The sequence below is a fragment of the Marinobacter sp. NFXS11 genome (assembly GCF_040148675.1).
GTDB lineage: Bacteria > Pseudomonadota > Gammaproteobacteria > Pseudomonadales > Oleiphilaceae > Marinobacter.
In genome coordinates this window covers 746,549-770,934 of the sequence record NZ_JAGDDV010000002.1, presented here as the reverse complement: position 1 = coordinate 770,934, position 24,386 = coordinate 746,549, and the positions used below count along the sequence as shown (strand labels likewise).

The 24,386-nt window shown below is 60.1% G+C and carries 24 protein-coding genes; 13 read left to right on the top strand and 11 right to left on the bottom strand.

All coding sequences use genetic code 11. The features are described from left to right. Nucleotide 1 precedes the first annotated feature (1 nt). Together J3362_RS12510 and J3362_RS12505 are read left to right on the top strand one after the other, a co-directional pair. Nucleotides 2-451 (top strand): group I truncated hemoglobin, encoded by a 450-nt coding sequence (locus J3362_RS12510; protein ID WP_349520099.1) that lies wholly within the window; start codon nucleotides 2-4, stop codon nucleotides 449-451. 16 nt (nucleotides 452-467) lie between these two features. After that, nucleotides 468-854: a DoxX family protein gene (locus J3362_RS12505; protein WP_062783591.1), complete on the top strand. Its 387-nt coding sequence runs from the start codon at nucleotides 468-470 to the stop codon at nucleotides 852-854. Nucleotides 855-868: 14 nt separating this feature from the next. Here the strand turns inward: J3362_RS12505 and J3362_RS12500 are convergent, their stop codons facing one another. Next, a complete protein-coding gene (locus J3362_RS12500) occupies nucleotides 869-2,665 on the bottom strand; it encodes a sensor domain-containing diguanylate cyclase (protein ID WP_349520098.1) in 1,797 nt (598 codons plus the stop codon). Between the two features lie 158 nt (nucleotides 2,666-2,823). Between J3362_RS12500 and J3362_RS12495 the strand changes: the two genes are divergently transcribed. Beyond that, nucleotides 2,824-3,054, top strand: a complete 231-nt coding sequence (locus tag J3362_RS12495; RefSeq protein WP_064229415.1) for a DUF1653 domain-containing protein — start codon at nucleotides 2,824-2,826, stop codon at nucleotides 3,052-3,054. Nucleotides 3,055-3,170: 116 nt separating this feature from the next. Beyond that, nucleotides 3,171-4,493: a Na+/H+ antiporter family protein gene (locus J3362_RS12490; protein ID WP_349520096.1), complete on the top strand. Its 1,323-nt coding sequence runs from the start codon at nucleotides 3,171-3,173 to the stop codon at nucleotides 4,491-4,493. A gap of 320 nt (nucleotides 4,494-4,813) precedes the next feature. On the opposite strand, the gene J3362_RS12485 is transcribed toward J3362_RS12490, so the two are convergent. Both J3362_RS12485 and prlC read right to left on the bottom strand, forming a co-directional pair. Continuing rightward, nucleotides 4,814-5,071 carry a YheV family putative zinc ribbon protein gene (locus J3362_RS12485; RefSeq protein WP_008176700.1) on the bottom strand — a complete coding sequence of 86 codons (258 nt, stop codon included), beginning with the start codon at nucleotides 5,069-5,071 and terminating at the stop codon, nucleotides 4,814-4,816. Between the two features lie 57 nt (nucleotides 5,072-5,128). Further along, nucleotides 5,129-7,174 (bottom strand): oligopeptidase A, encoded by a 2,046-nt coding sequence (gene prlC / locus J3362_RS12480; protein WP_349520095.1) that lies wholly within the window; start codon nucleotides 7,172-7,174, stop codon nucleotides 5,129-5,131. 225 nt (nucleotides 7,175-7,399) lie between these two features. On the opposite strand from prlC, the gene J3362_RS12475 reads away from it, so the two are divergent. The 4 genes from J3362_RS12475 (at nucleotide 7,400) to J3362_RS12460 (ending at nucleotide 11,893) form a co-directional block, all read left to right on the top strand. Further along, nucleotides 7,400-7,936, top strand: a complete 537-nt coding sequence (locus J3362_RS12475) for a gamma carbonic anhydrase family protein (protein WP_349520094.1) — start codon at nucleotides 7,400-7,402, stop codon at nucleotides 7,934-7,936. A 66-nt stretch (nucleotides 7,937-8,002) separates the two neighbouring features. After that, nucleotides 8,003-8,248 (top strand): hypothetical protein, encoded by a 246-nt coding sequence (locus J3362_RS12470; RefSeq protein WP_349520092.1) that lies wholly within the window; start codon nucleotides 8,003-8,005, stop codon nucleotides 8,246-8,248. Then, nucleotides 8,241-10,346 (top strand): glucans biosynthesis glucosyltransferase MdoH, encoded by a 2,106-nt coding sequence (gene mdoH, locus J3362_RS12465; RefSeq protein WP_349520091.1) that lies wholly within the window; start codon nucleotides 8,241-8,243, stop codon nucleotides 10,344-10,346. Before J3362_RS12470 ends, mdoH begins: the two co-directional genes overlap by 8 nt. Next, the gene (locus J3362_RS12460; protein ID WP_349520090.1) at nucleotides 10,343-11,893 is read left to right on the top strand and encodes an alkaline phosphatase family protein; all 1,551 of its coding nucleotides are present in this window, start codon (nucleotides 10,343-10,345) and stop codon (nucleotides 11,891-11,893) included. Before mdoH ends, J3362_RS12460 begins: the two co-directional genes overlap by 4 nt. A 7-nt stretch (nucleotides 11,894-11,900) precedes the next feature. Here J3362_RS12460 and J3362_RS12455 read toward each other — a convergent pair whose 3' ends face one another. From J3362_RS12455 to J3362_RS12420, 8 genes are all read right to left on the bottom strand, one after another. Further along, nucleotides 11,901-12,218 (bottom strand): PA4642 family protein, encoded by a 318-nt coding sequence (locus J3362_RS12455; RefSeq protein WP_349520089.1) that lies wholly within the window; start codon nucleotides 12,216-12,218, stop codon nucleotides 11,901-11,903. A 112-nt stretch (nucleotides 12,219-12,330) separates the two neighbouring features. After that, nucleotides 12,331-13,164 (bottom strand): flagellar motor protein MotB, encoded by an 834-nt coding sequence (locus J3362_RS12450; protein WP_349520087.1) that lies wholly within the window; start codon nucleotides 13,162-13,164, stop codon nucleotides 12,331-12,333. A 4-nt stretch (nucleotides 13,165-13,168) separates the two neighbouring features. Further along, nucleotides 13,169-13,942, bottom strand: coding sequence for a motility protein A (locus J3362_RS12445; RefSeq protein WP_053113435.1), 774 nt, complete (start codon nucleotides 13,940-13,942; stop codon nucleotides 13,169-13,171). Nucleotides 13,943-13,996: 54 nt separating this feature from the next. Continuing rightward, nucleotides 13,997-14,824, bottom strand: a complete 828-nt coding sequence (aroE, locus tag J3362_RS12440) for a shikimate dehydrogenase (protein ID WP_349520086.1) — start codon at nucleotides 14,822-14,824, stop codon at nucleotides 13,997-13,999. Then, nucleotides 14,817-15,743, bottom strand: a complete 927-nt coding sequence (gene hemF, locus J3362_RS12435) for an oxygen-dependent coproporphyrinogen oxidase (RefSeq protein WP_349520084.1) — start codon at nucleotides 15,741-15,743, stop codon at nucleotides 14,817-14,819. The genes aroE and hemF overlap by 8 nt, the downstream gene beginning before the upstream one ends. Nucleotides 15,744-15,751: 8 nt before the next feature. After that, entirely contained in the window at nucleotides 15,752-16,324 is a 573-nt protein-coding gene (gene tsaC / locus J3362_RS12430) for an L-threonylcarbamoyladenylate synthase type 1 TsaC (protein WP_349520083.1), read from the bottom strand. 45 nt (nucleotides 16,325-16,369) lie between these two features. Beyond that, nucleotides 16,370-17,560 carry a DNA-processing protein DprA gene (gene dprA / locus J3362_RS12425; protein WP_502882430.1) on the bottom strand — a complete coding sequence of 397 codons (1,191 nt, stop codon included), beginning with the start codon at nucleotides 17,558-17,560 and terminating at the stop codon, nucleotides 16,370-16,372. A gap of 23 nt (nucleotides 17,561-17,583) precedes the next feature. Continuing rightward, nucleotides 17,584-18,600 (bottom strand): LysM peptidoglycan-binding domain-containing protein, encoded by a 1,017-nt coding sequence (locus tag J3362_RS12420; protein WP_349520081.1) that lies wholly within the window; start codon nucleotides 18,598-18,600, stop codon nucleotides 17,584-17,586. Between the two features lie 418 nt (nucleotides 18,601-19,018). Here J3362_RS12420 and def point away from each other — a divergent pair, with 418 nt between their 5' ends. The 5 genes from def to glyQ all read left to right on the top strand — a co-directional run bounded on the left by def (nucleotide 19,019) and on the right by glyQ (nucleotide 24,384). Beyond that, the gene (gene def / locus J3362_RS12415) at nucleotides 19,019-19,522 is read left to right on the top strand and encodes a peptide deformylase (RefSeq protein WP_349520079.1); all 504 of its coding nucleotides are present in this window, start codon (nucleotides 19,019-19,021) and stop codon (nucleotides 19,520-19,522) included. Nucleotides 19,523-19,614: 92 nt separating this feature from the next. Continuing rightward, entirely contained in the window at nucleotides 19,615-20,550 is a 936-nt protein-coding gene (gene fmt / locus J3362_RS12410) for a methionyl-tRNA formyltransferase (protein WP_349520077.1), read from the top strand. Nucleotide 20,551: 1 nt separating this feature from the next. Then, entirely contained in the window at nucleotides 20,552-21,853 is a 1,302-nt protein-coding gene (gene rsmB, locus J3362_RS12405) for a 16S rRNA (cytosine(967)-C(5))-methyltransferase RsmB (protein WP_349520076.1), read from the top strand. Then, nucleotides 21,850-23,253 carry a Trk system potassium transporter TrkA gene (gene trkA / locus J3362_RS12400; RefSeq protein ID WP_008176663.1) on the top strand — a complete coding sequence of 468 codons (1,404 nt, stop codon included), beginning with the start codon at nucleotides 21,850-21,852 and terminating at the stop codon, nucleotides 23,251-23,253. The genes rsmB and trkA overlap by 4 nt, the downstream gene beginning before the upstream one ends. A 105-nt stretch (nucleotides 23,254-23,358) precedes the next feature. Further along, a complete protein-coding gene (gene glyQ, locus J3362_RS12395; RefSeq protein ID WP_349520074.1) occupies nucleotides 23,359-24,384 on the top strand; it encodes a glycine--tRNA ligase subunit alpha in 1,026 nt (341 codons plus the stop codon). Nucleotides 24,385-24,386: the final 2 nt, after the last annotated feature.

The window sequence follows — 24,386 nt, the reverse complement described above, 5'->3', positions numbered from 1 at the left end:
TATGGTCCAAACAAATCTGCACCCCACGCTTACCGCCCTGTTGATTGCGCTGGCACTGGGACTCGGTGGCTGCCAAAATCTGAACAGCGGGCCGGAAAACAGCCTGTATCAGCAGCTCGGTGAACGGGAAGGCATCGCAAACGTAGTGGAGGACCTGCTCTACCTGATCGTCGAGGACGAGCGCATCAACCAGCAGTTCAAAGGCATGGATGTCGCCCAGTTCCACCACAACCTCACAGATCAGCTGTGCGAGCTCAGTGGCGGGCCCTGTGCCTACACCGGAAGGGAGATGCGCGAACTGCATTCCGACATGGCCATCACCGACACCCAGTTCAATGCTTTGGCGGAAAACCTGATCCTGGCGATGGAGAAAAACGATATTCCCACGGGCGCCCAGAACCGGCTGATCAAACAGCTTCTGCCGCTGTATCCTGACATTCGCAACCTATAAAACGGAGACCCTTGCCTTGCTCGAAAACGCTGATCTGGGAAAACTGATTATTCGCCTGACCCTGGGCGGGCTGATGCTGTTCCACGGCATTGCCAAACTGCTTAACGGTGTTGGTTTTATCGAAGGCGAACTGGCCAGCCACGGCCTGCCTACCTTTCTTGCCTACGGCGTATTTGTCGGCGAAATCATCGCACCGCTGATGGTGGTTCTGGGCTATCAAACCCGGATCGGAGCCCTGCTGATCATCTTCAACATGCTGTTTGCCATTATCCTGGTACATGGCAACGAACTTCTGAGCCTTGGACGCGGTGGCGGCTGGGCACTTGAGCTGCAGGGCTTCTTCCTGTTTACTGCCGTTGCAGTGATCTTCCTCGGGCCAGGCCGTTACAAGCTGAAGAACTGAAGATCAGAGAGCCCTCAGGCACCGGATACGGTCGCAGCCCTGAAATCACGGGCCACCATGACCCGGTTTCGGCCGGACTCCTTTGCCGAGTAAAGGGCCTCGTCGGCCTGACGGATCAGTTCCTGGGGCTCCATCTCCGGATCCGGAACCACGCAGGCAACGCCCACACTGATAGTGAGACTGACCGGGGCGACCCGCTCGTTGGAATAGACCGGCGACCGGGCAACAGCCTGACGCACTCGTTCGGCCACGCGAACTGCCCCTTCTTCCGGTGTTGCCGGTAACAGAATGATGAACTCCTCGCCGCCATAGCGGGCCAGCAGGTCGCCGGATCGCTGGACTTCGGCCGCACACAGGGCGGCCACTTCGGTCAGACAGTCGTCGCCGACCAGGTGGCCGAGCTCGTCATTTACCCGCTTGAAGTGATCAATATCCAGTAGTAACAGGCTCAATGGGTGACCGTGTCGCTGGGCCCGTTTCCATTCGTCCTGCAGTTTCTCATCGAACCGGCGCCGGTTGGCGACGTGGGTCAGCCCATCGGTGAGACTGATCGCCTTGAGCTGTTCATTGGCGCGCTCCAGTTCGTCGGTGCGCTCCTGAACCCGCATCTCCAGGGTCACGTTGGCCTGCTGCTGGATCGCCAGCGCCTGCTCCTGGGCCTCATGGCGTTTGCGACGTTCCAGATTGATCCGATAGGCAAGGGCAAAGGACAGCAGAACCACCTCCAAGGCCACACCGATCTGGGGCATGAACTCGGTGAGAAAACTGCGCGGCATCATACCGAGCTTGCTGACGGCCAGAATCAGATGGCCAATTAACAGGGGCGTCCAGGCCAGCACATAAAAACCGCCCAGGATCTGGCCCTTGCGCCACACCAGAAAACCGATGAACCAGGCCGCGGGAGTAACCACTGCCGCAATACCGCTAACCAGCACAATGCCAGTCTGATAACTGCCAAACAGGCCGAACAAGAAGCAAGCGAAAATAGCGGTCAGAACCCACTGCAGGAACCGATAGCTTCTCAGACTGTAGTGTCGAATGTGCAGAAAGCGGATTGCGAAAATAATGGCGGAGAAGAGGGCGAAGCAGATAACCGGAATGGTGAAATATCGATTGATACCGGGAGCATCCGGCCACAGCCACTGAAACAGCAGACCATTGAAATTGAGCTGAACCAGCCCGGTAAACACAACCGTCAGCACGTACCAGAGGTAGGTGGAATGGCGCACGATAACGAACAGGAAGAGATTGTACAGCGCCATGGCAACGATGATGCCCAGAAACATCGTCTGCCAACCGTAGGACAACTGCTCGTTGGCGAGGAATTCCGCCGACGGAATAACTTCCAGAGGAATCTGCACCGAACCCAGCGTTTTCACCCGCACGAAGGCGGTGACCGGCTCGGTGTTCGAGGGCACCAGGAAAACAAAATTACGATGATGAATCGGGCGACTGCTAAAGGGCAGGGTATCGCCAGTGTGGTGGGTCTGGATCAGCTCACCGTTCAGGACCCAGTAAACAGAAACCTCATCCAGCAACGGATAACCGATTTCCATCACCCGGTTCGCCGGGTCAGGCGAAATCTCGACTTTCAGCCAGAAACTGCCATCACTGAAACCACGATTGAACACCTCACTGGAGCCGGATGTCTGCCAGTCGCTCGGGGGCAGGACGCGAACGTCGTCGAGCGCCAATTCATCCGCGGCCGCTTCCAGCCAGTCAAATGCGACGGGAGCAGCCTGAACAGGCGTGCTGACCAGACACGCCAGCGACAATAAAACGAGAAGGATGCAGGTTAACTGCCGCATCATAGCTGTTTCCGGTTTCCGGGCCCGTCCGGGTGATCTACACTTTCAAGCCCTGACTGAGTCGTTCGCATCCCTGCAATTGTTTCCAGTTTAGACGGTTGCGCGTGCTACGTCCTCCGTAACGACAGGGCCAGCATAGCCCGAATCCATTGAGGCCAATAATGACCGAGCGCAAGAACGAGATACGTCCGGGTAAATACCGACACTACAAGGGCAAGGATTACGAAGTCATCGGCGTTGCCCGGCACAGCGAGACCGAGGAGCAGATGGTGGTCTACCGCTGCCTTTACGGTGACTACAGCCTCTGGGTGCGTCCTCTGACCATGTTCCGGGAAACCGTGGAAGTTGCCGGCGAGCAGGTTCCCCGCTTTGCCCGCCTCGATGAAGCCTGACCGTTACACAACCTCTTTGACTACCGCGACCATTTCCTGCACATTACCGCGCTTTTCATGATGCCGGCCCCCACAAGGGGCCGGAACAACCGTTAATTCCTACCCGGAGTTTTGCCATGAATGCCGTCGTCGCCGCGGTCGCGATTATGCTCGTCCTGAGTTTATGCCGCATCCACGTTGTTGTTGCCCTGATTATCGGTGCCGTATCCGGTGGCCTGATTGCCGGAATGTCCCTGGAAGCCACCATCGAAGCGTTCAATAGCGGCCTCGGAGGCGGTGCCACCGTGGCACTGTCCTACGCCACGCTCGGTGCCTTCGCCGTTGCCATCGGCAAATCCGGCCTCGCTCACGCCCTGGCCGACAGGGCCCTGGCTCTGGTGGGCCGTCAGGAGGAAGGCGCCGCAGTAAACGGCATCCGCTTTCTGATCATCGGCCTGCTGCTGGCCATTGCCATCTCGTCCCAGAACATCCTGCCGATCCACATCGCCTTCATCCCCCTGGTGGTACCGCCGCTGCTCTACGTGATGGCCAAACTGAACATGGATCGCCGCCTGGTTGCCTGTGTGCTGACTTTCGGCCTGATCACCCCATACATGTTCTTGCCCGTCGGCTTCGGCGGCATCTACCTGAATGAAATCCTGATCGCCAAGATCAACGCCAACGGCGTCGACGCCTCGGGCCTCAGCGTCATGAAAGCCATGGCACTGCCAGCACTCGGCATGCTGTGCGGCTTGCTGATCGCGGTCTTTTTCAGCTATCGCAGTGGCCGCACCTACAACCTGGAAACCATCACCAAAGCGGAACGGGTAGAAACCAGCTACAGCCCGCGCACCCTGGTTGTGGCCCTGTTGGCCATCGTCACCGCCTTCGTGGTGCAGCTCTGGCTGGGCTCCATGATCCTGGGCGCCCTGGCCGGTTTCGTGCTCTTCAACCTGTCCGGTGTGGTGCGCTGGAAAGAGGCCGATGATCTGTTCACCGAGGGCATGAAGATGCTGGCCATGATCGGCTTTATCATGATCGCCGCGTCCGGCTTTGCCGAAGTGATGCGGGAAACCGGGGAAATCGCCAGCCTGGTGGACAGCTCGGTGGGCGTGATTGGCGAGAACAAGGCCATGGCCGCACTGCTGATGCTGGTGGTGGGCCTGCTGATCACCATGGGGATCGGTTCGTCCTTCTCGACCATCCCGATCATCGCGGCCTTATACGTGCCCCTGGCCCTGCAACTCGGCTTCAGCCCCCTGGCCATCGTTGCCCTGGTCGGCACCGCCGGCGCTCTGGGCGATGCCGGTTCCCCGGCCTCCGATTCCACCCTCGGCCCCACCGCCGGCCTGAACGCCGACGGCCAGCACAACCACATCTGGGATACCGTGGTGCCGACGTTCCTGCACTACAACTTGCCGTTGCTTGGCTTTGGGTGGTTGGCGGCTATGGTTCTTTGAGCTGGGAGGTTTTTCTGTAGCCTGCTTGTTGAGGGGAGTTGCGAGGGGGCCGGGATATTTTGCCCTTGGAAATGGCAACTCGCTGCACTCAGACATCAATTTCCGGCGGGAAAAATATCCCGGCCCCCTCACATAGGAACTCACAGATATCGCTGAAAAGATTGGTTGCTCAAGAGATATCTTTTGAGCCAGATCGAGAGGGTGTGGGTGTGCTTTTCTGGCGGGGAAAAGATGTCTGAGCGAAGCGAGTTGCTTTTCCCCAGAAGAAAAGCATTCCCATGGCCTCTCACCCCCTCAACCAGAAGGCTAAGAGTTAACGATCAATCCTCGTCGTCGGCAGCAGACTTGAAGAACACCACCTGCTTGACGGTGTGATCGTCCTCATTCTTGCGCTTGTTCACCCGCGTCTCGAGCTCGGGGTTGGACGGTTGTTCGGCGTCGGATACCGCGTCGGTAAAGCCGCAGGCCACGCACTCGCGAACCTGATCATCGTCGTCGGTGGTGAACATCATGATCTTGTCCATCTCCGCGCAGCGGGGACAGACAGCGCCGGCGATAAAGCGTTTTGGACTCGCCATAAAAATACTCCCGTTTGGAACAACCGGCAGCCTTTACGACTGCCGGCTCAAATTGGGTCAGGCGGCTTCGTCCGTGATGCCGGTTTGCTTCAAGAGCGCATCCACCTGCGGTTCGCGACCCCGGAAGGCCTTGAACAGTTCCATGGGCTCCTGTGAGCCGCCTTTCTCCAGGATATTGTGGAGGAAGGCCTTACCGGTTTCCGGGTCGAAGATGCCTTTTTCCTCGAACAGGGAGAAGGCATCGGCCGCCAGCACTTCCGCCCACTTGTAGCTGTAGTAGCCAGCCGCATAACCACCGGCAAAGATGTGCGAGAAGGAGTTGGGGAAGCGGTTGAACTGCGGGGCTTCCACCACGGCAATCTCGCTGCGCACCTTGCGGTGCATATCCAGCGGGTTGGTGGGCGCTTCGTCGGTGAATTCCGCGTGCAGGCGGAAGTCGAACAGCGAGAATTCGAGCTGTCGTACCATGCCCATGCCGGACTGGAAGTTCTTGGCCGCCAGCAGTTTCTGCAGCAGATCCTCCGGAAGCGGTTCCCCGGTCTCGTGATGCGAGGCGATCAGCCCTAACGATTCCGGATTCCAGCACCAGTTTTCCAGGAACTGGCTGGGCAGTTCCACCGCATCCCAGGCCACACCGTTGATACCGGAAACGTCCAGCACATCGACCTGGGTCAACATGTGATGCAGGCCGTGGCCGAATTCGTGGAACAGGGTGGTCACTTCGTCGTGGGTCAGCAGCGACGGTTTGCCATTCACCGGCGGGGTGAAGTTGCAGGTCAGGAAGGCCACCGGCAACTGGAGCTGGCCACGCAGGTTACGCCAGCGCACCCGGCAATCGGCCATCCAGGCACCGCCACGTTTGCCCTGGCGGGCATAGAGGTCGAGATAGAACCAGGCCAGGGGCTCGCCATTGCGGCTGATGCAATACGCTGTGGCGTCCTCGTGCCAGGTTTCCACTTCCGGCTTCGCTTCAATCTGGACATCGAACAGCTTTTCAGCCACACGGAATAGTCCGGGCACCACCTTGTTCACCGGGAACCAGGGACGCAGGGTTTCCGGGGAGATGTCGTAGCGCTTCTGGCGAAGCTTTTCGCTGTAATAGCCGATATCCCAGGCCTGCAGTTCCTCGGCGCCGTACTCGTCTTTCGCGAACGCCTTGAGCTCGGCAAATTCTTTCTCGGCCTGGGGCTTGGACTTGGCCGCCAGCTGGTTCAAGAAGTCCAGCACTTCGTCGCTGCTGCGGGCCATCTTGGTGGCCAGGGAGCGCTCGGCGTAGTTGTCAAAGCCCAGCAGCTTGGACTGGGCGTGGCGGCGCTTGAGGATTTCCGCCATCACCGGGGTGTTGTCCCACTGGCCGGCATCCGGGCCCTGGTCGGAGGCGCGGGTCACAAAGGCCTCATAGGCTTCCCGACGCAGATCCCGGTTGTCACAGTAGGTCATGACCGGGAAGAAACTGGGAAAATCCAGGGTAATAACATAGCCGTCCAGGTCTTTCTGGCGGGCGGCCTGTTTGGCGCTTTCGATCGCAGTCTCGGGGACGCCGGCGAGTTCATCGACGTCGGTGATATGTTTGAACCAGTGCTGGGTAGCATCCAGCACGTTATCACTGAACTTGTTGGACAGCTCGGACAGCTCCCGGGACAACTCGGCGTACTGCTTTTTCTTGTCTTCCGGCAGGTCCACACCACCCAGGTGAAAGTCCCGGAGCGTGTTCTGCACGGACTTGCGCTGGGCCTCGTTCAGGTTCTTGAAATCGTCCCGGTCGGCCAGCTTCTTGTAGGCGTCACACAGGGCTGCGTTCTGGCTCACCTCGGTGCTGTACTCGGTGAGCTTCTCCAGGCAGTTCTTGTACACCTTTCGCAGCTCGTCGTTGTTCATCACGCCGTTCAGGTGCGAAATCACCGACCAGGCGTTGCTCAACTTGTCATCCAGCGCCTGCATCGGCTGCGCCAGGGTTTCCCAGGTGGGATCGTCCTGGTCTGCGATTTGGCTGATTTTCATCCGGTTTTCACTGAGAATCTGGTCAATTGCCGTTTCCATGTGTTCGGTGCGGACATGGTCAAACTTCGGCAACAGGTCGTAAGTCAGTAACGGGTTATTCATAGGTCCCCTTCTCAGTTCGTCGAATCTTGGGTAGTTTGGTTTCTTAATTCTCTGGGGCTGGCACCTGTGGGAGAGGTCCTTCCAAAACACGCTCCTGGCGGCACGTCCATGTGACGCTTGACTGTCGCCATCCATGGCGACAGACAGTTTTGGAAGGACCTCTCCCACAGGCGCCCCGGGCCTCCGGGTATACGCGTTCAATTTCAATCCAACAGGTACTATGTAATGACGAATATACGTTCACACAAGGGTATCACGCCACATTTTGGGGAACGGGCATGGGTCGATCCAAGTGCCGTGGTGATTGGCGATGTGGAAACCGGCGATGATGTTTCCATCTGGCCGATGACAGTGGTTCGTGGCGATATGCACAAAATCCGCATAGGACACAGGTGCAGCATCCAGGATGGGTCGGTCCTGCACATCACCCACGCCAGTGACTACAACCCCGGTGGTTATCCGCTAACGCTTGGCGACGATGTGACGGTGGGCCACAAGGCACTGCTGCATGGCTGCACCATTGGCAGCCGGATTCTGGTGGGCATGGGCTGCATCATCATGGATGGCGCCGTGGTGGAGGACGAGGTGATTGTTGCCGCGGGCTGTCTGGTTCCGCCCGGCAAGACACTCGAATCCGGGCATCTCTACGTGGGGTCGCCCTGCAAGAAAGCCCGGGCGCTGACGGAGAAGGAGCGCGGTTTTTTCACATACACCGCCGCCAACTATGTCCGCCTGAAGGATGAGTATCTTAACGATCAGTAAGCCAGTGGTCTGAAGTCACCGCCGTGGCCGTATCTTTCGGGGTAACCTTAGATCCCGGAGACCACTGTGGACACACCAGACCAACCGTTTGATCGAGCACTGCTCTACCTGCGCGCGGCAGGCCACGATACCGGTCCTGAAACCCGGGCGCGGTTGCACAGCCTGCTGCAGGTACACGCCGCTGAAAACCCGGCCCTGAGCAACGTGCAGTTCCTGGCGCGGATGCCGGAGTGGTTTACCCTGCCCGGGCCATGCCAGGGGCGCCCTCTGCCACCCATTACCCGGGCCAGTATCGGTTACCCTCGTGAATAGCGCCGCGTGCTGGCGCCCGGTCGCGTTCCGGCGACGCCTTCTGCTTGTTTTCCTGGTGGCCGCTCAAACCCTGGCCGGCGTCTATTTGTTTGCCCAGACATTGCCGGAGCAGGCGAATGGCGGAACGACTGCCATGTTGCTGGCCGTCTTCGGGCTCCTCTTTGCGTGGATCGGCGTGGGCTTCTGGACCGCCGTTTTTGGCTTTGTTGCGCTCCGCTTTGGCGGCGACCCCTGGAGCCTGTCCAGCCGCGTTGGGCAGCCTGAGTCCGAAGAAGCAACGGTCGCACCTACCGCCGTCGTGATGCCCGTTTGCAATGAACCGGTGCAGCGCACCCTCGGCGGTCTGAAAGCAATCATCCGCGATCTCGAGCGAACGGGACAACAGGAATCCGTTGATTTCTATGTGCTCTCGGACAGCCGGGACCCGGAAATCTGGCTCGAGGAACAGGCCACCTGCGACCGGATACGCACAGAGCTGGCGCCCGGCCAGCAATTGTTTTACCGGCGACGCAACATCAATCTGAACTACAAGAGCGGCAATATCGCCGATTTCCTGCGTCGATGGGGCCGGCGCTACCGCTACATGGTGGTTCTGGATGCCGACAGTCTGCTCAGTGCTCATTGCATTACCCGCCTGATACAGCTCATGGAAGCCCGGCCCGAAGCGGGGATTATCCAGACCACACCCCGCCTTGCCCGGGCAGAAACCCGATTTGCGCGTCTGCAACAATTTGCCAACCGCTGTTATGGCAGGCTTTACGGTGCCGGACTGGCCGCCATCCAGCTTGGAGAGGCCACCTATTGGGGCCACAATGCGATCATCCGGGTAGCGCCGTTCATGGCCCACTGTGGTCTTCGCAAGCTTCGCGGGCCCGGCCTGTTCCGGGGACCGGTACTCAGCCATGATTTTATCGAGGCGGCACTGATGGGCCGGGCCGGCTACGAGGTCTGGCTGGAACCAACCATCACCGGCAGTTTTGAGGAATCACCGCCGACCCTCGAGGATGACCTGATCCGGGACCGGCGCTGGTGCCGTGGCAACCTTCAGCATCTGTGGCTACTGGCAACCCTGGGGAGGATCCGGCTCGCCCACCGGATGGCCCTGTTAACCGGAATTTTCTCGTACCTGGCCTCTCCGCTCTGGCTGGTCTTCCTGGGCTTGTCAGGCTATGTGGCGCTGGCCGATTCGACGCCGGCTTTGCCGGGCGTGATGGCTACCACGGGCACCGGCTCTGGTCCGGGCTTTCTGCTGGTCCTGGTGACCTCGGTACTGCTGTTCGGCCCCCGGCTGCTTGCAATCGCGGACCGCGCGCTGGCAAAGCGGACTACCCGGTTTGGCGGGCTGCTCAGGCTCTCGGGGAACACGCTGATGGAGACGCTCGCAGCACTGGCGCTGGCCCCCATCCGGATGTTGGTTCACACCTTCCATGTTGTGGGCGCGCTGTCGAATCTCAAAGTTGGCTGGCAGGGACAGAACCGGTCCGGCGGCGCCAAGCCGGGCCTCAGCCTTCGGCACTTTGCCCTCCTGCTGGCTTCCGCCGTTGCGGCGCTCAGCCTGATTCAATGGCACGCGCCGTCGCTGACACCCTGGGCGCTGCCCGTATTGGCACCGGTATTGTTATCACCTGCTCTGGCCTGGTGGCTGAGCCGCAAACCGGGCGAAGGGCAATGGTTGGCGGTGCCCGAGGATTACCGGATAACGACGGTGATTGATCTTGCCGGTCCCGCACCACTGGGTCATCGGAAACCGGGCAGTCTGGAATGGTTCGAACAGATGGTTCTGTCTCCCGTTCCCGCCCGGGAGCACAGGCGAAGTGCCTCGCCATTACGGGGCAAGAAAGCACGAGCCCTGGCGTCTCTGGTGGATCGCTGCGCCACAGAAGGCAAGCAGGGCCTGACTCACCGGGAGCTCAGCCTGATCTGCAACCACCCGGAGGCGCTAGCCGCGCTGCATTGGCGCGCCTGGCATGCCTCCCACGAATCACCATGGCGGGAAACACTGACCCGCATGGCACAATCGGTTGAGGGAGAATCGCCGGTACCGGTACCCCTGCCCCGTCGGCAGGAACAGATCGCCTGGGTTGAGGTCGCTTCGTGATACTGGCCTGGCTTTTTCTGCTGAACGGGCTGTTCCTGTTTCCGTCCCTGGCATTGCCGGGTAACACCCCCTGGCTTTCTCTGGAGGCCCTGATCCTGTGGGCCATCATTTGCGGGCTCAGGGATCCCGAGCGGAGATACCGCGTCGCCCGTTTGCTGGCTATCGCCTACGCGTTTCTGTTCCTGCTTGTTCTGGCAGATGCCCTGGTTCGGGAGAGTCTTGGCCGCGGCCTGAACCTGTATCTTGAAGTTGGCCTGTTGGATGCGGCCTGGAATCTGCTCAACACAAACCTGGGGGCGGTTCTGGCGGTTGCGGCCCTCGCCGCTCTGCTGGGTTTGCTCGCAGGCGTGGGCTGGCTGTTTCGCTATGGCCTCGAACGGCTGGCGCACCACTCGCCGGCCCACCTGGGTAAACCGCTCTGGTTTGTGGCCGGCCTGTTTCTGGCCGGGGCCGTCACGCCCTGGATTGGCAGCCCGGCGTTGGCCTTCGTTGCCAATCAGGCCTCCCTGATCACTCACACTCACCAGACAACCCGGGATTTTGCCAACGAATTGAGGGCGCAGCCAGGGCGGGAAGGCCGGGCAACGCCCCTGCCAGGGCTGGCACATACCGATGTCATTCTGGGTTTTATCGAGTCCTACGGGGTGTCGACGGTCACGGACGAGCGCTACCGGTCACTCGTCAATCCGGGCCTTGAGGCCCTGGGCCGGTCCCTCGATGCGGCCGGGCTGTCGGTGGTGACTGGCCGGCTGCAATCACCCATCCAGGGTGGCCAGTCCTGGCTTGGTCATCTATCCGTGTTGAGTGGCCAGTGGATCCACAACCAGCTTGCCTACGAAACCCTCCTCAGCTCCGGCTACGCCACGCTGATCGATGACTTCCGCAGCACAGGGCACAGCACTGTCGCCGTGATGCCGGCTATCACCCAGGCCTGGCCCGAGGGCCGGCTGTTCCGCTACGACCGGATTTACGATCACGATGATCTGGGTTACCAGGGGCCACCATTCAACTGGGTCACCATGCCCGACCAGTACACCTGGCACCGGTTTCAGGACATTCGCGATGCGAATGAGGGGCCGCTCTTTGCCGAGCTGGCGCTGATCAGCAGCCACGCTCCCTGGGTGCCGATCCTGCCGGTGCTCGATGACTGGCAAAGCATCGGCAACGGTGAAGTGTTCCGGCGCTGGGAGGGTGCTGGCGAGGCGCCGGTTTCGCTGTGGCGCGATCCGGACCGGGTCAGGGAGCATTATGGTCAGGCGATTGCCTATGCCCTGGAAGTTGCCGGGGGCTTCGCCGCCCACTATCTGCGCCAGGACGCCCTGATGATCATTCTGGGTGATCATCAGCCGGCGCCACTTATCACCGGCGAGGAGGCCAGCCGGGATGTGGTCGTTCATGTCATCAGTGCCAACCCATCGCTGGTGGAACCTTTCCTGTCCGGCGAGCTCCCGGGTTTCCAATCCGGTATCCGGCCCGATCCGGAGACGGCTGGCGCCACCATGAGCCAATTCCGTCCGTTTTTACACCGGCATTTCGGGGAACTCTGAAGCCCGATCAATCCCCGGCCGCAGCCGTTTTCTTGGCGCCGGCGTTCTCCAGCGCCCGGGCATAATCGACACTGCGGCGATGACGGGAAATCAGGTCAAGAATGGTTTCCCCGTCTAGGCCTGCGGCATTCAGATCCCGACCCTCGGCAACAAAAAAGCCGATAAAGCGCTCGAAATCTTCGGCCCGCATCGCCTGATAGGCTTTCAACAGGGCGTTGAAGTCAGGGTTCTCGGCAGCATCCCAGGGCTGGATAGCCAGAAAACTTCTGACCCGCTCATCACTCCACTCTTCGCCAATCACTTTTGGCTTGTCCGGTCCACTCATGGTTACCCTCTCGCTCCGCTGTGCCAGTCAATAAACGGCGGACAGTATAAAGCCCTGAAAGCACGACAGTTATATGGATTACGAATGAGAAGCTTCACGCCGGATATAAGACTCAGGGCATGATTTCGACCGGAAGGTCGCCGGTCGGGACGTCATCGTTGCACTCGGGATTACGAATCGCGATCTCCACCCGACGGTTAAGGGCCCGGTTCTCTGGCGAATCGTTAGGCGCCAGAGGATTGGTCTCGGCTCGACCGGCCGCCACCACGCGGTCGGCGGGTACCTGGCGGTTCATCACCAGCTCGTGAACCACAGACACGGCACGAGCCGCTGAAAGATCCCAGTTCGAACGGTAGCGATCACTGGAGATGGGCCGGTCATCGGTGTAGCCGGACACCAGGACATCACCGGTACAGGCGGACAGCACATTGACCACCCGTTCGATGATCGGGATCATCTCGGGTTTTATGGCGGCATCACCGGATCGAAAGGTGGCTTCCTCGGAAAAGCGGATCACCACCTGGTTCTGGTCGTAATTGACACTCAGGGCCTCCGACGCCACTTCCGATTCCAGCTCCCGGATCATCCGGCTGGCCAGATCAATCACGCCTCCAGGGATCTGGGTGGGCGCGGCACCCTCGGCGCGCTCATCAATAAATTCGGGCTCCCTGGTCTGGGATTCCGTTGGCTCGGGGAGGGATACCGTCTCGGATTCAATCATGGTCAGCGGGGAACCACCGATATCATCGGCCAGGACATTACTGGAGCCAAAAGCGACCGCCATGGAATTGGCCATGGCCCGGTACTTCTCCACGTCCATCTCGGCAAACGACAGCAGGAGTATGAAAAAGGTCAGCAGCAGGGTGGCCAGATCCGCAAATGTGACGATCCAGGCCGGCGTCTGGTTCTGTAAACGCTTCCTGTTTTTCTTCTGGACCAGTTCCAAACCCTCAGGCCTCCCGCTCCGGCGCCAGGCCGGTGCGCTGCTCCGGGTGAACAAACGAAGACAGCAGTTCGGTCATTACCCGGGGATTCTCACCGCGCATGATGTTCTTGATGGACGTGATGATCAGCACCTGGTTCCGGGCCTCGTCCTCGGCTTTCAGCTGAAGCTTGTCGGCCAGGGGCAGGGCAACCAGTTGGGCAATAAACGCACCGTACAAGGTGGTAAGCAGGGCGATGGCCATGGCCGGGCCAATGGAGGACGGATCGTCGAGAGTGTTGAGCATCTGCACCAGGCCTACCAGAGTGCCCAGCATGCCAATGGCCGGAGCCGATTCGCCGATGCCCCGGAACACCCGCTCGGCCACTTCGTAACGCTCGGCGGTCTGCTGGGTTTCCTGGGCCAGCGCCTCCTCCACGAGTTCCGGCGGGTGGCCGTCGACACACAGGTTGATGGCCTTCTGGAGGAACTCGTTGTCAGTCTGGTGGTTTTCCAGGCCCAGAATGCCCTCTTTGCGCACCACCATGGCGAGCGAGCCCACTTCCCGGATCAGCTCCGCCGGCCGCGCCATGCGGTCGGTAAACGCGGCAGACATGGCCAGGCGGAAGGCGCTCATGACTGACGCCATTCGGAATTTGATCAGGGTAACGGCGAAGGTCCCGCCCAGCACAATGGCAAGCCCCGGAAGGTTCAGGAACGTCAGGAAAGAGGCATTGGCGAGCATCGCCATGATGACGATCAGAACACCTGCCACAAGCCCTACAAGGGTAAGAATATCCATCGAAAATCCCTACGGAAGTTGACCCTGAGCATAGCCCAATCCGGTGGCAGCGGCTCAGTCGTTACGCAATTCCTCGATGACGGGGCCGGTGGCAGGGTTCACGCCGCGCCAGATACGGAAGGATTCCGCCGCCTGCTCCACCAGCATACCAAGCCCGTCATGAACGTTCTGTGCACCCTGTTCCAGCGCCCACTGATTGAACGTCGTGGTTTGCAGAGAATACATCATGTCGTAGACCACCGTTTGCTCTCCGAGTACCTCCGGTGACAGCGGTGGTAAATCGCCCTGGAGGCTGGCACTGGTACCGTTGATGATCACGTCAAAAGGCTCCCGGGGCTGTTCGAATCCGCAGGCAGAAAGCGCGGTCTCGCCCGCCACGGGTTTAAACAGGTTAACCAGCGCGTCAGCCTTGGCAACCGTCCGGTTGGCAATGGTAATGGCGGCAGGATGCTCCGCCAGGATCGGCCCCAGAACACCACGAACCGCGCCACCGGCCCCCAGCACCAGGATGCGTGCCTGCCCGAGGACGACACCGTGGTTCACAACCAGGTCTCGCACGATACCGCACCCGTCAGTGTTGTCAGCGGTGAGCCGGCCCTCGTCATCCAGATACAGGGTATTGGCGGCCCCGGCATTCTCGGCCCGCTCGGTACGACGGTCCGCCAGCTTCCAGGCTTCCTCCTTGAAGGGCACGGTTACGTTCAGGCCCCTGCCACCCCGTTCGAAGAATTGCCTCACCGTGCCGGCAAAATCATCCAGCGGCGCCTGGATGGCCGTGTACTCAACCGGCTCACCGGTCTCGCTGGCAAACAGGCTGTGGATCCTCGGCGATTTGCTGTGGCTGATGGGGTTGCCAACTACCGCGTAGAGATCGTTAGTCATGTTGGGTCTCCAGCCAGTTTCGGCCGGTCAGGAAATAATCTGTCAGCCGGGCTTCTTCCGAACCGGGCTCGGCGGTCCGGTTGTAGTCCCAGCGCACCAGCGGCGGCAGGGACATCAGTATGGATTCCGTGCGACCGCCGGATTGCAGGCCAAACAGTGTGCCGCGGTCATAGACCAGGTTGAATTCCACGTAGCGCCCCCGGCGGTAGAGTTGGAAATCCCGCTCACGGTCACCAAACGGATGATCCATTCGGCGCCGGACGATAGGCTCGTAGGCGTCTATGTAGCTATCGCCCACCGCTTTCATCAGACCGAAATCCTGCTCGAAGTCGCCGGTGTTGTGGTCATCAAAAAACAGACCACCAACACCCCTGGGTTCATCCCGGTGTTTCAGATAAAAGTAATCATCGCACCAATCCCTGAATCGCTTGTAGGTGCCCTCTCCGAACGGCTCGCAGGCATCGCGGGCTGTCCGGTGCCAGTGCACACAGTCTTCCTCAAAACCGTAGTAAGGCGTGAGGTCGTAGCCGCCGCCAAACCAGTAAACCGGCTCGCTGTTCTGCGGCGTGGCAATAAAAAACCGCACGTTGGCGTGGGAGGTCGGCACATAGGGGTTGTTGGGGTGGATCACCAGGGACACACCCATAGCCTGCCAGGGTGCACCAGCCAGATGGGGACGATGAGCGGTGGCCGAAGCTGGCATGGTGTCGCCCATGACGTGAGAGAAATTAACACCACCTTTCTCGAACACCCGGCCTTCGGTGATCACCCGGCTGACGCCACCACCACCTTCGGGCCGGTCCCAGGCATCCTTGATGAACGATGCGCCATCATCGAGGGCCTCCAGACGGTTGCAGATGGACTCCTGCAGGCCCAGCAGATACTGCTTGACCGCCTGGCTATCGGGTTGCTGTGCCATAAACGCTCCTAACGAAGTTGCTGACCGCTGACAATATCAATAATACGGCTGGGTTTGCGATTACCGCCCAGTGCTCCCGGAACGATCCAGTCCAACTGATCGCCAAAATACCCGCGCACCTGCCAGATATGCCGGGCGGGCTGTCGCCCGGCCGGATTACAGGACGTGGAGACCAGAGGCATGCCCGTCGCTTCACAGAGCGCCCGCACCACCGGGTGCTCGCTGACCCGAACCGCGATGGAACTGTGCTTTCCGCGCACCCATTCCGGCACCTGTCGCTCTGGGTCTGGCAGCAGACAGGTCACGGGGCCGGGCCAGTGACGCTCAGCCTCGGCCCGGAGCGGAGGGGGAAGGGGATCCAGCAGGAAACGGACCTGGTCAAGGGAAGAAGCCACCAGAATCACGCCTTTCTCGACCGGGCGCTGCTTCAGCTCCAGAACCTTCTCTACCGCTTCCTGGTCCCAGGGATCACAACCCAGCCCCCAGACAGCCTCGGTGGGATAGGCAATAACGCCGCCTCCCAGAACCGTGCGGCGAGCGCAGTGCAATTGCCAGTCAGATAGGGGGTGGGAATGGGCCATACTGCTTGTGTCAAACGTTGATCCGGTTAGATGATCACACGGGGTTCAGGCAATTTTCTGGAAGCCTCCCGGTGCCGAGCTGACCAGCCCCTGCAACTCCAGAAGCAACAGGGACTGCATAAGCTGATCGGCAGGAAGGCCGGTTGCTGAACTCAGTGCATCGGTTGACTGTGGATCATACCCTAAAGCCTCAAACACCGCGATTTCACGGCGGTCGAGGCCGGCCAGCGGCCCCTTGCCTCTTGGCTTCGGCTCCGGGGTGCCGGCCGCTTCGGCTGTCAGTGGCGGGGACCACCAGGCACCAAGCTCCTCCAGAATATCGTCCACCGTTTCCACCAGGCGGGCACCCTGCTTGATCAGGTGATGACACCCCCGGGCAACCGGGCTGTGCACCGAGCCGGGAATGGCGAATACTTCCCGCCCCTGCTCCAGCGCCATCCTCGCGGTAATCAGGGAACCACTGCGCAGGCCCGCCTCGACCACCAGCACGCCACGGCTCAGGCCACTGATAATGCGGTTGCGTTGGGGAAAGTGCGCGGCTCTTGCCGGCGTGCCAGGTGGATACTCGGAAATCATCAGCCCGTTCGCAACGACCCGCTCACCCAGGCGGCGGTGCTGGTGAGGGTAAACGCGATCCAGGCCACAGCCAATCACCGCTACGGTGGGACACCCCGCCTCCAGCGCCCCCGCATGGGCAGCGCCATCGACCCCGAGCGCCAGACCGCTGGTCACCACCAGCTCGCGGGCGCTCAGTTCGGCGGCAAAACGCCGGGCATGATCCAGACCGGCGGGCGTAGCCTTGCGGCTACCGATGATACCAATCTGGTCCCGGGCGAGGAGTTCCATATCGCCTCGGGTGTAGAGCACCAGGGGCGCATCGTGAATGTGCCGGAGCTGCTCCGGGTAATGGGTATCTCCCCAGGTCAAAATACCGACGGCATACTTTTGGCAATCGTGCATTATGGTCCGCACCTCACGAACCGCCGGATGCGCATCATCCTGCTTTTGCCAGGCCTGGATTGCGGCCATGGCGTCTGCAGTCAGGCCCAGGGCCCGCAGGGTTGCAGCATTCATGGAGAGCATTTTGGGCAAGTCAGGAAATTCAGTCAGCAGTTCACGCCGACGGGTGCGACCGAGGCCGGGCAGGCAAGTCAGGAACAGCCATTGGGCTGTGGCAGAGGAAAACACGGCATCATCCTTGAAAACAGCGAGGCCGGACCTTCCTGGTCCGGCCATTGCTTCTATCGGTAGTCAGTCAATCAGGGGTTGGTAACCTTGTCACCCACCGTCAACACGCGGTTGGCCTGCAGCACCAGACCGTAGCTCATTTTTTCGTAGGCCTGGAAAACCATCAACAACCCCGCACGCTCGGAAGGCAGCTCGATGGTCTCTCCGGTCACCGGATCGCGAACCAGATTGCCGCTTTTCAGGACGGCCATCACGTTCCCGGCTTCCAGTCCTTCCCGGGTGCCGCGGTTAATGGCAACCACATCGTACTGACCGATCTGGCTCACGCCCCCGTCAACCGAAATCATCTCACCTTCAATGTCCCCGCTGGGTGCGCTGGGCACGAAGCTGGTGGTCAGGCGACGGTCCTCACTCACCAGAAGGCGGTCGCCAATGCGAACCTCTTCGTTGGAGCTGGTCAGGTTTACGGTCAACACATCGCCATTTTCCCGCGCCACATCACCACGGGCGATACTGCGCGCCTCAAGACCGAGGAACTCGCCAGTATCCGGATCCCGGAACTCCTTGCTGCGACGGAATATACCTACCTTGTCTGCAGGCTTTTCCCCGCGAGCATAGAGCTTGTCGCCGGCACCGGTGATAATCCGGCCGTCTTCACCCTCGAGAACATAGGGAGCACCGTTAATCTCTTCCGGGCTGACAATACGGGTATCCGTCAGGAAACTGCCAATGGCATCAAGCGGGATCGCCGGGATGGGCGTATCGATGGGCTCGGAACGTACCTTGGGCGACAGCTTTACGACATCGTTGCTGGCAACCTTGGTAATACGGGGCTTGCCATCAATATAAACCAGGGCAAGGCGATCACCGGGATAAATCAGGTGAGGGTTGGCGACCTGCGGGTTTACATGCCATATTTCCGGCCAGTACCAGGGGTTGTTCAGAAAACGGGCCGAAATGTCCCAGAGGGTGTCACCCTTAACTACGGTGTAACGCTCGGGATGATCGGACCGCAGCTCCGGTGCAGCATGAGCCCAGGAGGTTATAAGCAGCGTAGTTGCTGCCAGAGCGTACAGCAGTTTCCTCATTGTGTAAGTCCTTGATCGCGTGCCTTGATTCTTTGCATTCTGTTGGGATGCAGTCAGTTACCTGCAGCTTATTACGTTGTTATTCCAGTTACTATAGAAGAAGTCTCGCAAATTGTGATGTTATCTTTTGTTCTTCCAGTAAATTCTATCCCGTCGTTGAAAGATTTTAACTATTGACTGATCAGTTTGTACTCAATCGACGAATTGTTGGATAATAGCCGTATAGAACTTGATAACCCCTCCAGCCGTTGAAAGCTGGGGCCTTGCCCCGATAATAGTAGAGGCAAGGTGAAAATTTGCGCAGTACGCTGTCGCATTTCGGAGATCAGTTTCACACTGTTACAAAGAGCAGCAAAGTCAAAAGGGATGCCGGCACAATACCGCGGGCATCCCGACATACAGGCAAAAAGACCGACCTATGATACTAGAGATTCTCGAATACCCGGATCCCCGTCTACGCACCATTGCCAAACCGGTAGAAGAGGTGACAGACGCCGACCGCAAGCTGATCGACGACATGTTCGAGACCATGTACGATGCGCCCGGCATTGGCCTTGCGGCCACCCAGGTGAATGTGCACAAGCAGATCATTGTCATGGATCTGTCCGAGGACAAGAGCGAGCCGCGGGTGTTCATCAATCCCGAGGTGGAAGTGCTGGACGGTGAACGGGAATACATGCAGGAAGGTTGCCTGTCGGTACCTGGATTCTACGAAGACGTCGAACGGATCGAACACTGCATGATCCGAGCAATGGACCGGGACGGCAAACCGTTCGAAATCGAAGCCAAAGGCCTGCTGGCTGTCTGTATCCAGCATGAGATGGATCACCTGAACGGCAGATTGTTCGTTGACTACCTCAGCTCTCTCAAGCGCAACCGCATTCGTAAAAAGCTGGAGAAGCAGCACAAGAAGAGTGCCTGATCAGGCTTTGGCCTAGCCCAAAACCAGACACTATTCCGGACCGGGTCATGACCCGGTCTTTTCGTATACAACGGAACAGAGATCACAACACCGTGCGACTTGTTTTTGCTGGTACACCGGATTTTGCGGCAACCGCGCTCCGCGCCCTGATTGCAGCCGGCCACACCATTGTTGGCGTTTACTCCCAGCCGGATCGTCCCGCCGGCCGTGGCCGGAAGCTGCAGCCCAGCCCGGTCAAGCAGGTGGCGCTGGACCACGGGATCCCGGTCTTCCAGCCCGAAACACTGAAAACGCCCAACGCCCAGACGCAACTGGCCGATCTGAATCCGGATGTGATGATTGTCGCGGCCTATGGTCTGATCCTGCCGAAGACGGTCCTGGACATTCCAACCCACGGTTGCCTGAACATCCATGCCTCGCTGCTGCCACGCTGGCGCGGCGCCGCACCTATCCAGCGGGCCATAGCGGCAGGCGATGCGGAAACCGGCATCACCATCATGCAGATGGACGAGGGCCTGGATACCGGCGCCATGCTGTTGAAATCCCTGACCACCATTGAGGACACCGACACCGGCGGCAGCCTCCACGACCGGCTCGCAGACCTGGGCGGCAAGGCCATCATCAAGGCCCTTGAGTTGCTGCAGAAAGGTGAACTCACCGGGGAACCTCAGAACGACGAACTGGCCTGCTACGCCAGCAAACTGAGCAAAACCGAAGGCCATATTGACTGGTCCGCAGATGCCACAGCTATTGAACGGCTGGTTCGTGCTTTCAACCCTTGGCCGGGCAGCTACACCGATCTGGGTGACCAACGCATCCGGATTCACGAAGCCCAGGCCCTGGTTAGCACCAGTGATGGTCTGCCGGGAACCGTGGTGCAACGGGATCGGGACGGGATCGACATTGCCTGCGGCAACGGCACCCTGCGCATTACCCGTCTCCAGCTGCCGGGCTCCCGCGCCCAGAGCGTGAACGACCTGATCAATGGCGGCAAGGAACTGCTCATGCCCGGCCAGGAGCTGCGCTGAGATGGGCGACCGACAACACCCCATGCGCGCCATCGCCGCGGGTGTGATGCTTTCCGTTGAGAATGGCCAGTCCCTGTCCCAGTGCCTGCCGCCGGCTCTGAACCGCCTGCCCGCCAACGAACGCCCCGAGCTCCAGGCGCTCTGTTACGGCACCTGCCGCTGGTTTCACCGCCTAGACGGCGAGCTCAACAGCCGGCTGAAAAAACCTCTGCGCAAGCCCGACCGCATCATCCATCACCTGATGCTGGTAGCCCTGTTCCAGTTGCGCTTCAGCCAACAGGCCAATTACGCCGTTCTCAACGAAACCGTTGAAGCCTGTCGGGCCCTGGACAAACCCCATCTGACCGGGCTGGTGAATGGTGTTCTCAGGGCCGCGGAGCGGGAAGGCGCGCCAGAACCGGCAGACGATGCCGCCAGGTTCAGCCACCCGGTGTGGATGGTGGAAAAGCTCCGTCACAACTGGCCGGAAGACTGGCAGCACATTCTCGACGCCAACAATGCCCAGGCGCCCATGACCTTGCGGGTAAACGCCCTCCGTTTTGCCCGGGATGAGTATCTTGGCCTGCTGGCTGAGGCCGGCATCGAGGCAAACGCGACGCGCTTCGCGCCCCATGGCATTCAACTGGCCACTCCGGTTCCTGTCGATCGGCTGCCCTGGTTCGCCGATGGCGCTGTCAGCGTGCAGGATGAGGCCGCACAATTGTGTACCACCCTGATGGACCTGGCGCCTGGCCAGAAGGTCCTGGATGCCTGTGCCGCTCCCGGCGGCAAAACCTGCGCGATTCTGGAGAGCTGTGGCGAGCTGGCGGAAGTGGTCGCCATCGACGAATCCCCTGATCGCCTGCCCAGGGTTCAGGAGAATCTGGACCGACTTGATCTCAACGCCACCCTGAAACAGGCGGATGCGGCTGCGACCGACCAATGGTGGGACGGCGAGGCATTCGATCGCATTCTGCTGGACGTGCCCTGCAGCGCCAGCGGCGTGATTCGCCGCCACCCTGATATCAAGTTATTGCGCCGTGAATCGGACATTACCCCCCTGGCGGCCATACAGCTCGGGTTGCTGGACGCAATGTGGGCTATCCTGAAACCCGGAGGCCGGCTGGTGTATGCCACCTGCTCGGTGTTCCCGCAGGAAAACCACCGTATAATTCAGCGGTTTTGCAAGCAGCAGACCGATGCCAGTCTCGTTGAGCCGGATGCTCAGTGGGGACGCGATATGGGTGCGGGGCGGCAACTGCTCCCGGATCCGGACAGCCATGACGGCTTCTTCTACGCCGTGCTGGAGAAACCCGAACCATGAAAATCCTGATTCTCGGTGCCGGCCAGGTCGGCGGTACACTTGCCGAAAACCTGGCCAACGAAGCTAACGACATCACCATCATCGACAGCGATGGTGCCCGATTGCGCGAGTTGCAGGACCGGCTCGACATCCGCACCGTCCAGGGCGCGGCGTCTTATCCCACGGCACTGCGACAGGCCGGAGCCGAAGACGCCGACATGCTGATTGCCGTCACCAACAGCGACGAGACCAACATGGTCGCCTGTCAGGTGGCCAAACTGCTGTACAAGACCCCGACCACGATCTGCCGGGTGCGTGCCAACGCCTATCTGGCGAAATCCGAGCTTTTCTACCAGCGCGACCAGACCAAGGATCTCGACAGCCTGCGGGGTTTTCCCATTGATGTCCTGATCAGCCCCGAACACCTTGTGACGAAGCACATCACCCGGCTGATCGAGAATCCCGGCGCCCTCCAGGTACTGGAGTTTTCCAAAGGCCTGACCCGCCTTGTGGCCATCCGCGCCACCAAGGGTGGCCCGCTGGTGGGCCATGAGCTGTCTTACCTGCGCACCCATATGCCCAAGATCGATACCCGCGTGGCGGCCATCTTCCGCAAAGACCGGGCAATCATGCCCGAGGGCAACACCGTTATCGAAGACGGGGACGAGGTGTTCTTTATTGCCGCCGGCGACCACATCAAGTCGGTGATGAGCGAACTCCAACCCCTGGTCAAACCCTACAAGCGCATCTTTATCTGCGGTGGCGGCAATATCGGTCAGCGGCTGGCCCATACCCTCGAGAACCGGTATCAGGTCAAACTGCTGGAGCGGGACCACGAGCGCTGTGTCATGCTCTCGGAGAACCTGCGCAAGACCGTGGTTCTGGAGGGTAACGCCGCCAACAAGGATATCCTGCTGGAAGAGAACATCGAGAGTACCGATGTGTTCTGCGCAGTGACCAACGACGATGAAGCCAACATCATGGCTTCGCTGCTGGCCAAGCGCCTCGGCGCCCGCAAGGTCCTGACTCTGATCAACAACCCGGACTATGTGGACCTGATTCAGGGCGGCGACATCGACGTGGCCATCTCGCCCCAGCAGACCACCATCGGCAGCCTCCTGACCCACGTTCGCCGCGGTGATGTTGTGAACGTTCACTCACTTCGCAGGGGTGCGGCAGAGGCGATCGAAGCGATTGCCCACGGGGATCACCGGTCTTCGAAAGTGGTCGGTAAACGGCTTGATGAGATCAACCTGCCGGAAGGCACCACCATCGGCGCCATCGTGCGTCGCAACGAAGTTCTGATCGCCCACGATCATCTCCGGATCCAGCCGGACGACCACGTTATCCTGTTCCTGGTGGACAAAACCCGCATCCGGGATGTGGAAAAACTGTTCCAGGTGGGTCTTACCTTCTTCTGACTTAGAAATACACAGCCAGCACGCGTATAATGCGCCTTTCTTTTTTCGGAGCGCCCCGAAGGACAACCGGGGCGCCACACACAGACTGATCAGCAGGCAACCGTCGTGACAGACAAGGCAACGAAACAGACAACTCCGGATATCGGGACCTTCCAGGGCCTTATCCTGGCTCTGCAGAATTTCTGGGCGCAGCATGGCTGCGTGGTCCTCCAGCCACTGGACATGGAAGTGGGTGCCGGCACGTTCCACCCGGCCACCTTCCTGCGTGCCATCGGGCCGGAAACCTGGAACGCCGCCTACGTTCAGCCCAGCCGCCGTCCTACCGACGGCCGTTACGGTGAGAACCCAAACCGCCTGCAGCATTACTACCAGTTCCAGGTGGTTCTGAAGCCATCACCGGACAACATCCAGGAACTGTACCTGGATTCCCTGCGGGCGCTGGGTCTGGACCCGCTCGTTCACGACATCCGGTTTGTAGAAGACAACTGGGAGTCCCCGACGCTGGGCGCCTGGGGTCTGGGCTGGGAAATCTGGCTGAACGGCATGGAAGTGACCCAGTTCACCTACTTCCAGCAGGTTGGCGGCCTGGAATGCTTCCCGGTGACCGGCGAGCTCACCTACGGGCTTGAGCGGATCGCCATGTACCTGCAGGGCGTCGACAGCGTGTACGACCTGGTCTGGACCGAGGGACCGGAAGGTGTGGTCACCTACGGTGACGTGTTTCACCAGCAGGAAGTGGAGATGTCCACCTACAACTTCGAGCACGCTGACACCGAGTTCCTGTTTCATAGCTTTGATGTTCACGAGCGGGAGAGCGCACGGCTGATCGAAGCCGGCCTGGCCCTGCCCGCCTATGAACAGGTTCTCAAGGCCTCCCATACTTTTAACCTGCTGGACGCCCGCCACGCCATCTCGGTTACCGAGCGTCAGCGCTTCATCCTTAGGGTTCGCACCCTGGCTCGTGCCGTCGCCCAAGCGTACTTCGACAGCCGTCGCTCGCTTGGCTTCCCGCTCGCCCCCGAGGCGTTGCGCAAGGAAGTCCTTGCCGCCGCTGAGGCCGCCGACGACAAGGCGAAAAGCAAGAAGGGCAAGAAAGCCAAGAAGGCACAGCAGGAACAGGGGAACGCATAACC

Excerpts from the sequence above, each read along its gene's own strand:
- J3362_RS12420 (WP_349520081.1), bottom strand. The coding sequence starts at position 18,600 with ATGAGGAAACTGCTGTACGCTCTGGCAGCAACTACGCTGCTTATAACC.
- J3362_RS12475 (WP_349520094.1), top strand. The coding sequence starts at position 7,400 with ATGACGAATATACGTTCACACAAGGGTATCACGCCACATTTTGGGGAA.
- trkA (WP_008176663.1), top strand. The coding sequence starts at position 21,850 with ATGAAAATCCTGATTCTCGGTGCCGGCCAGGTCGGCGGTACACTTGCC.
- J3362_RS12455 (WP_349520089.1), bottom strand. The coding sequence starts at position 12,218 with ATGAGTGGACCGGACAAGCCAAAAGTGATTGGCGAAGAGTGGAGTGAT.
- prlC (WP_349520095.1), bottom strand. The coding sequence starts at position 7,174 with ATGAATAACCCGTTACTGACTTACGACCTGTTGCCGAAGTTTGACCAT.
- def (WP_349520079.1), top strand. The coding sequence starts at position 19,019 with ATGATACTAGAGATTCTCGAATACCCGGATCCCCGTCTACGCACCATT.
- dprA (WP_502882430.1), bottom strand. The coding sequence starts at position 17,560 with ATGGCCGGACCAGGAAGGTCCGGCCTCGCTGTTTTCAAGGATGATGCC.
- J3362_RS12510 (WP_349520099.1), top strand. The coding sequence starts at position 2 with ATGGTCCAAACAAATCTGCACCCCACGCTTACCGCCCTGTTGATTGCG.
- rsmB (WP_349520076.1), top strand. The coding sequence starts at position 20,552 with ATGGGCGACCGACAACACCCCATGCGCGCCATCGCCGCGGGTGTGATG.
- aroE (WP_349520086.1), bottom strand. The coding sequence starts at position 14,824 with ATGACTAACGATCTCTACGCGGTAGTTGGCAACCCCATCAGCCACAGC.
- J3362_RS12485 (WP_008176700.1), bottom strand. The coding sequence starts at position 5,071 with ATGGCGAGTCCAAAACGCTTTATCGCCGGCGCTGTCTGTCCCCGCTGC.
- J3362_RS12495 (WP_064229415.1), top strand. The coding sequence starts at position 2,824 with ATGACCGAGCGCAAGAACGAGATACGTCCGGGTAAATACCGACACTAC.
- J3362_RS12445 (WP_053113435.1), bottom strand. The coding sequence starts at position 13,942 with ATGGATATTCTTACCCTTGTAGGGCTTGTGGCAGGTGTTCTGATCGTC.
- hemF (WP_349520084.1), bottom strand. The coding sequence starts at position 15,743 with ATGGCACAGCAACCCGATAGCCAGGCGGTCAAGCAGTATCTGCTGGGC.
- J3362_RS12490 (WP_349520096.1), top strand. The coding sequence starts at position 3,171 with ATGAATGCCGTCGTCGCCGCGGTCGCGATTATGCTCGTCCTGAGTTTA.
- tsaC (WP_349520083.1), bottom strand. The coding sequence starts at position 16,324 with ATGGCCCATTCCCACCCCCTATCTGACTGGCAATTGCACTGCGCTCGC.
- J3362_RS12500 (WP_349520098.1), bottom strand. The coding sequence starts at position 2,665 with ATGATGCGGCAGTTAACCTGCATCCTTCTCGTTTTATTGTCGCTGGCG.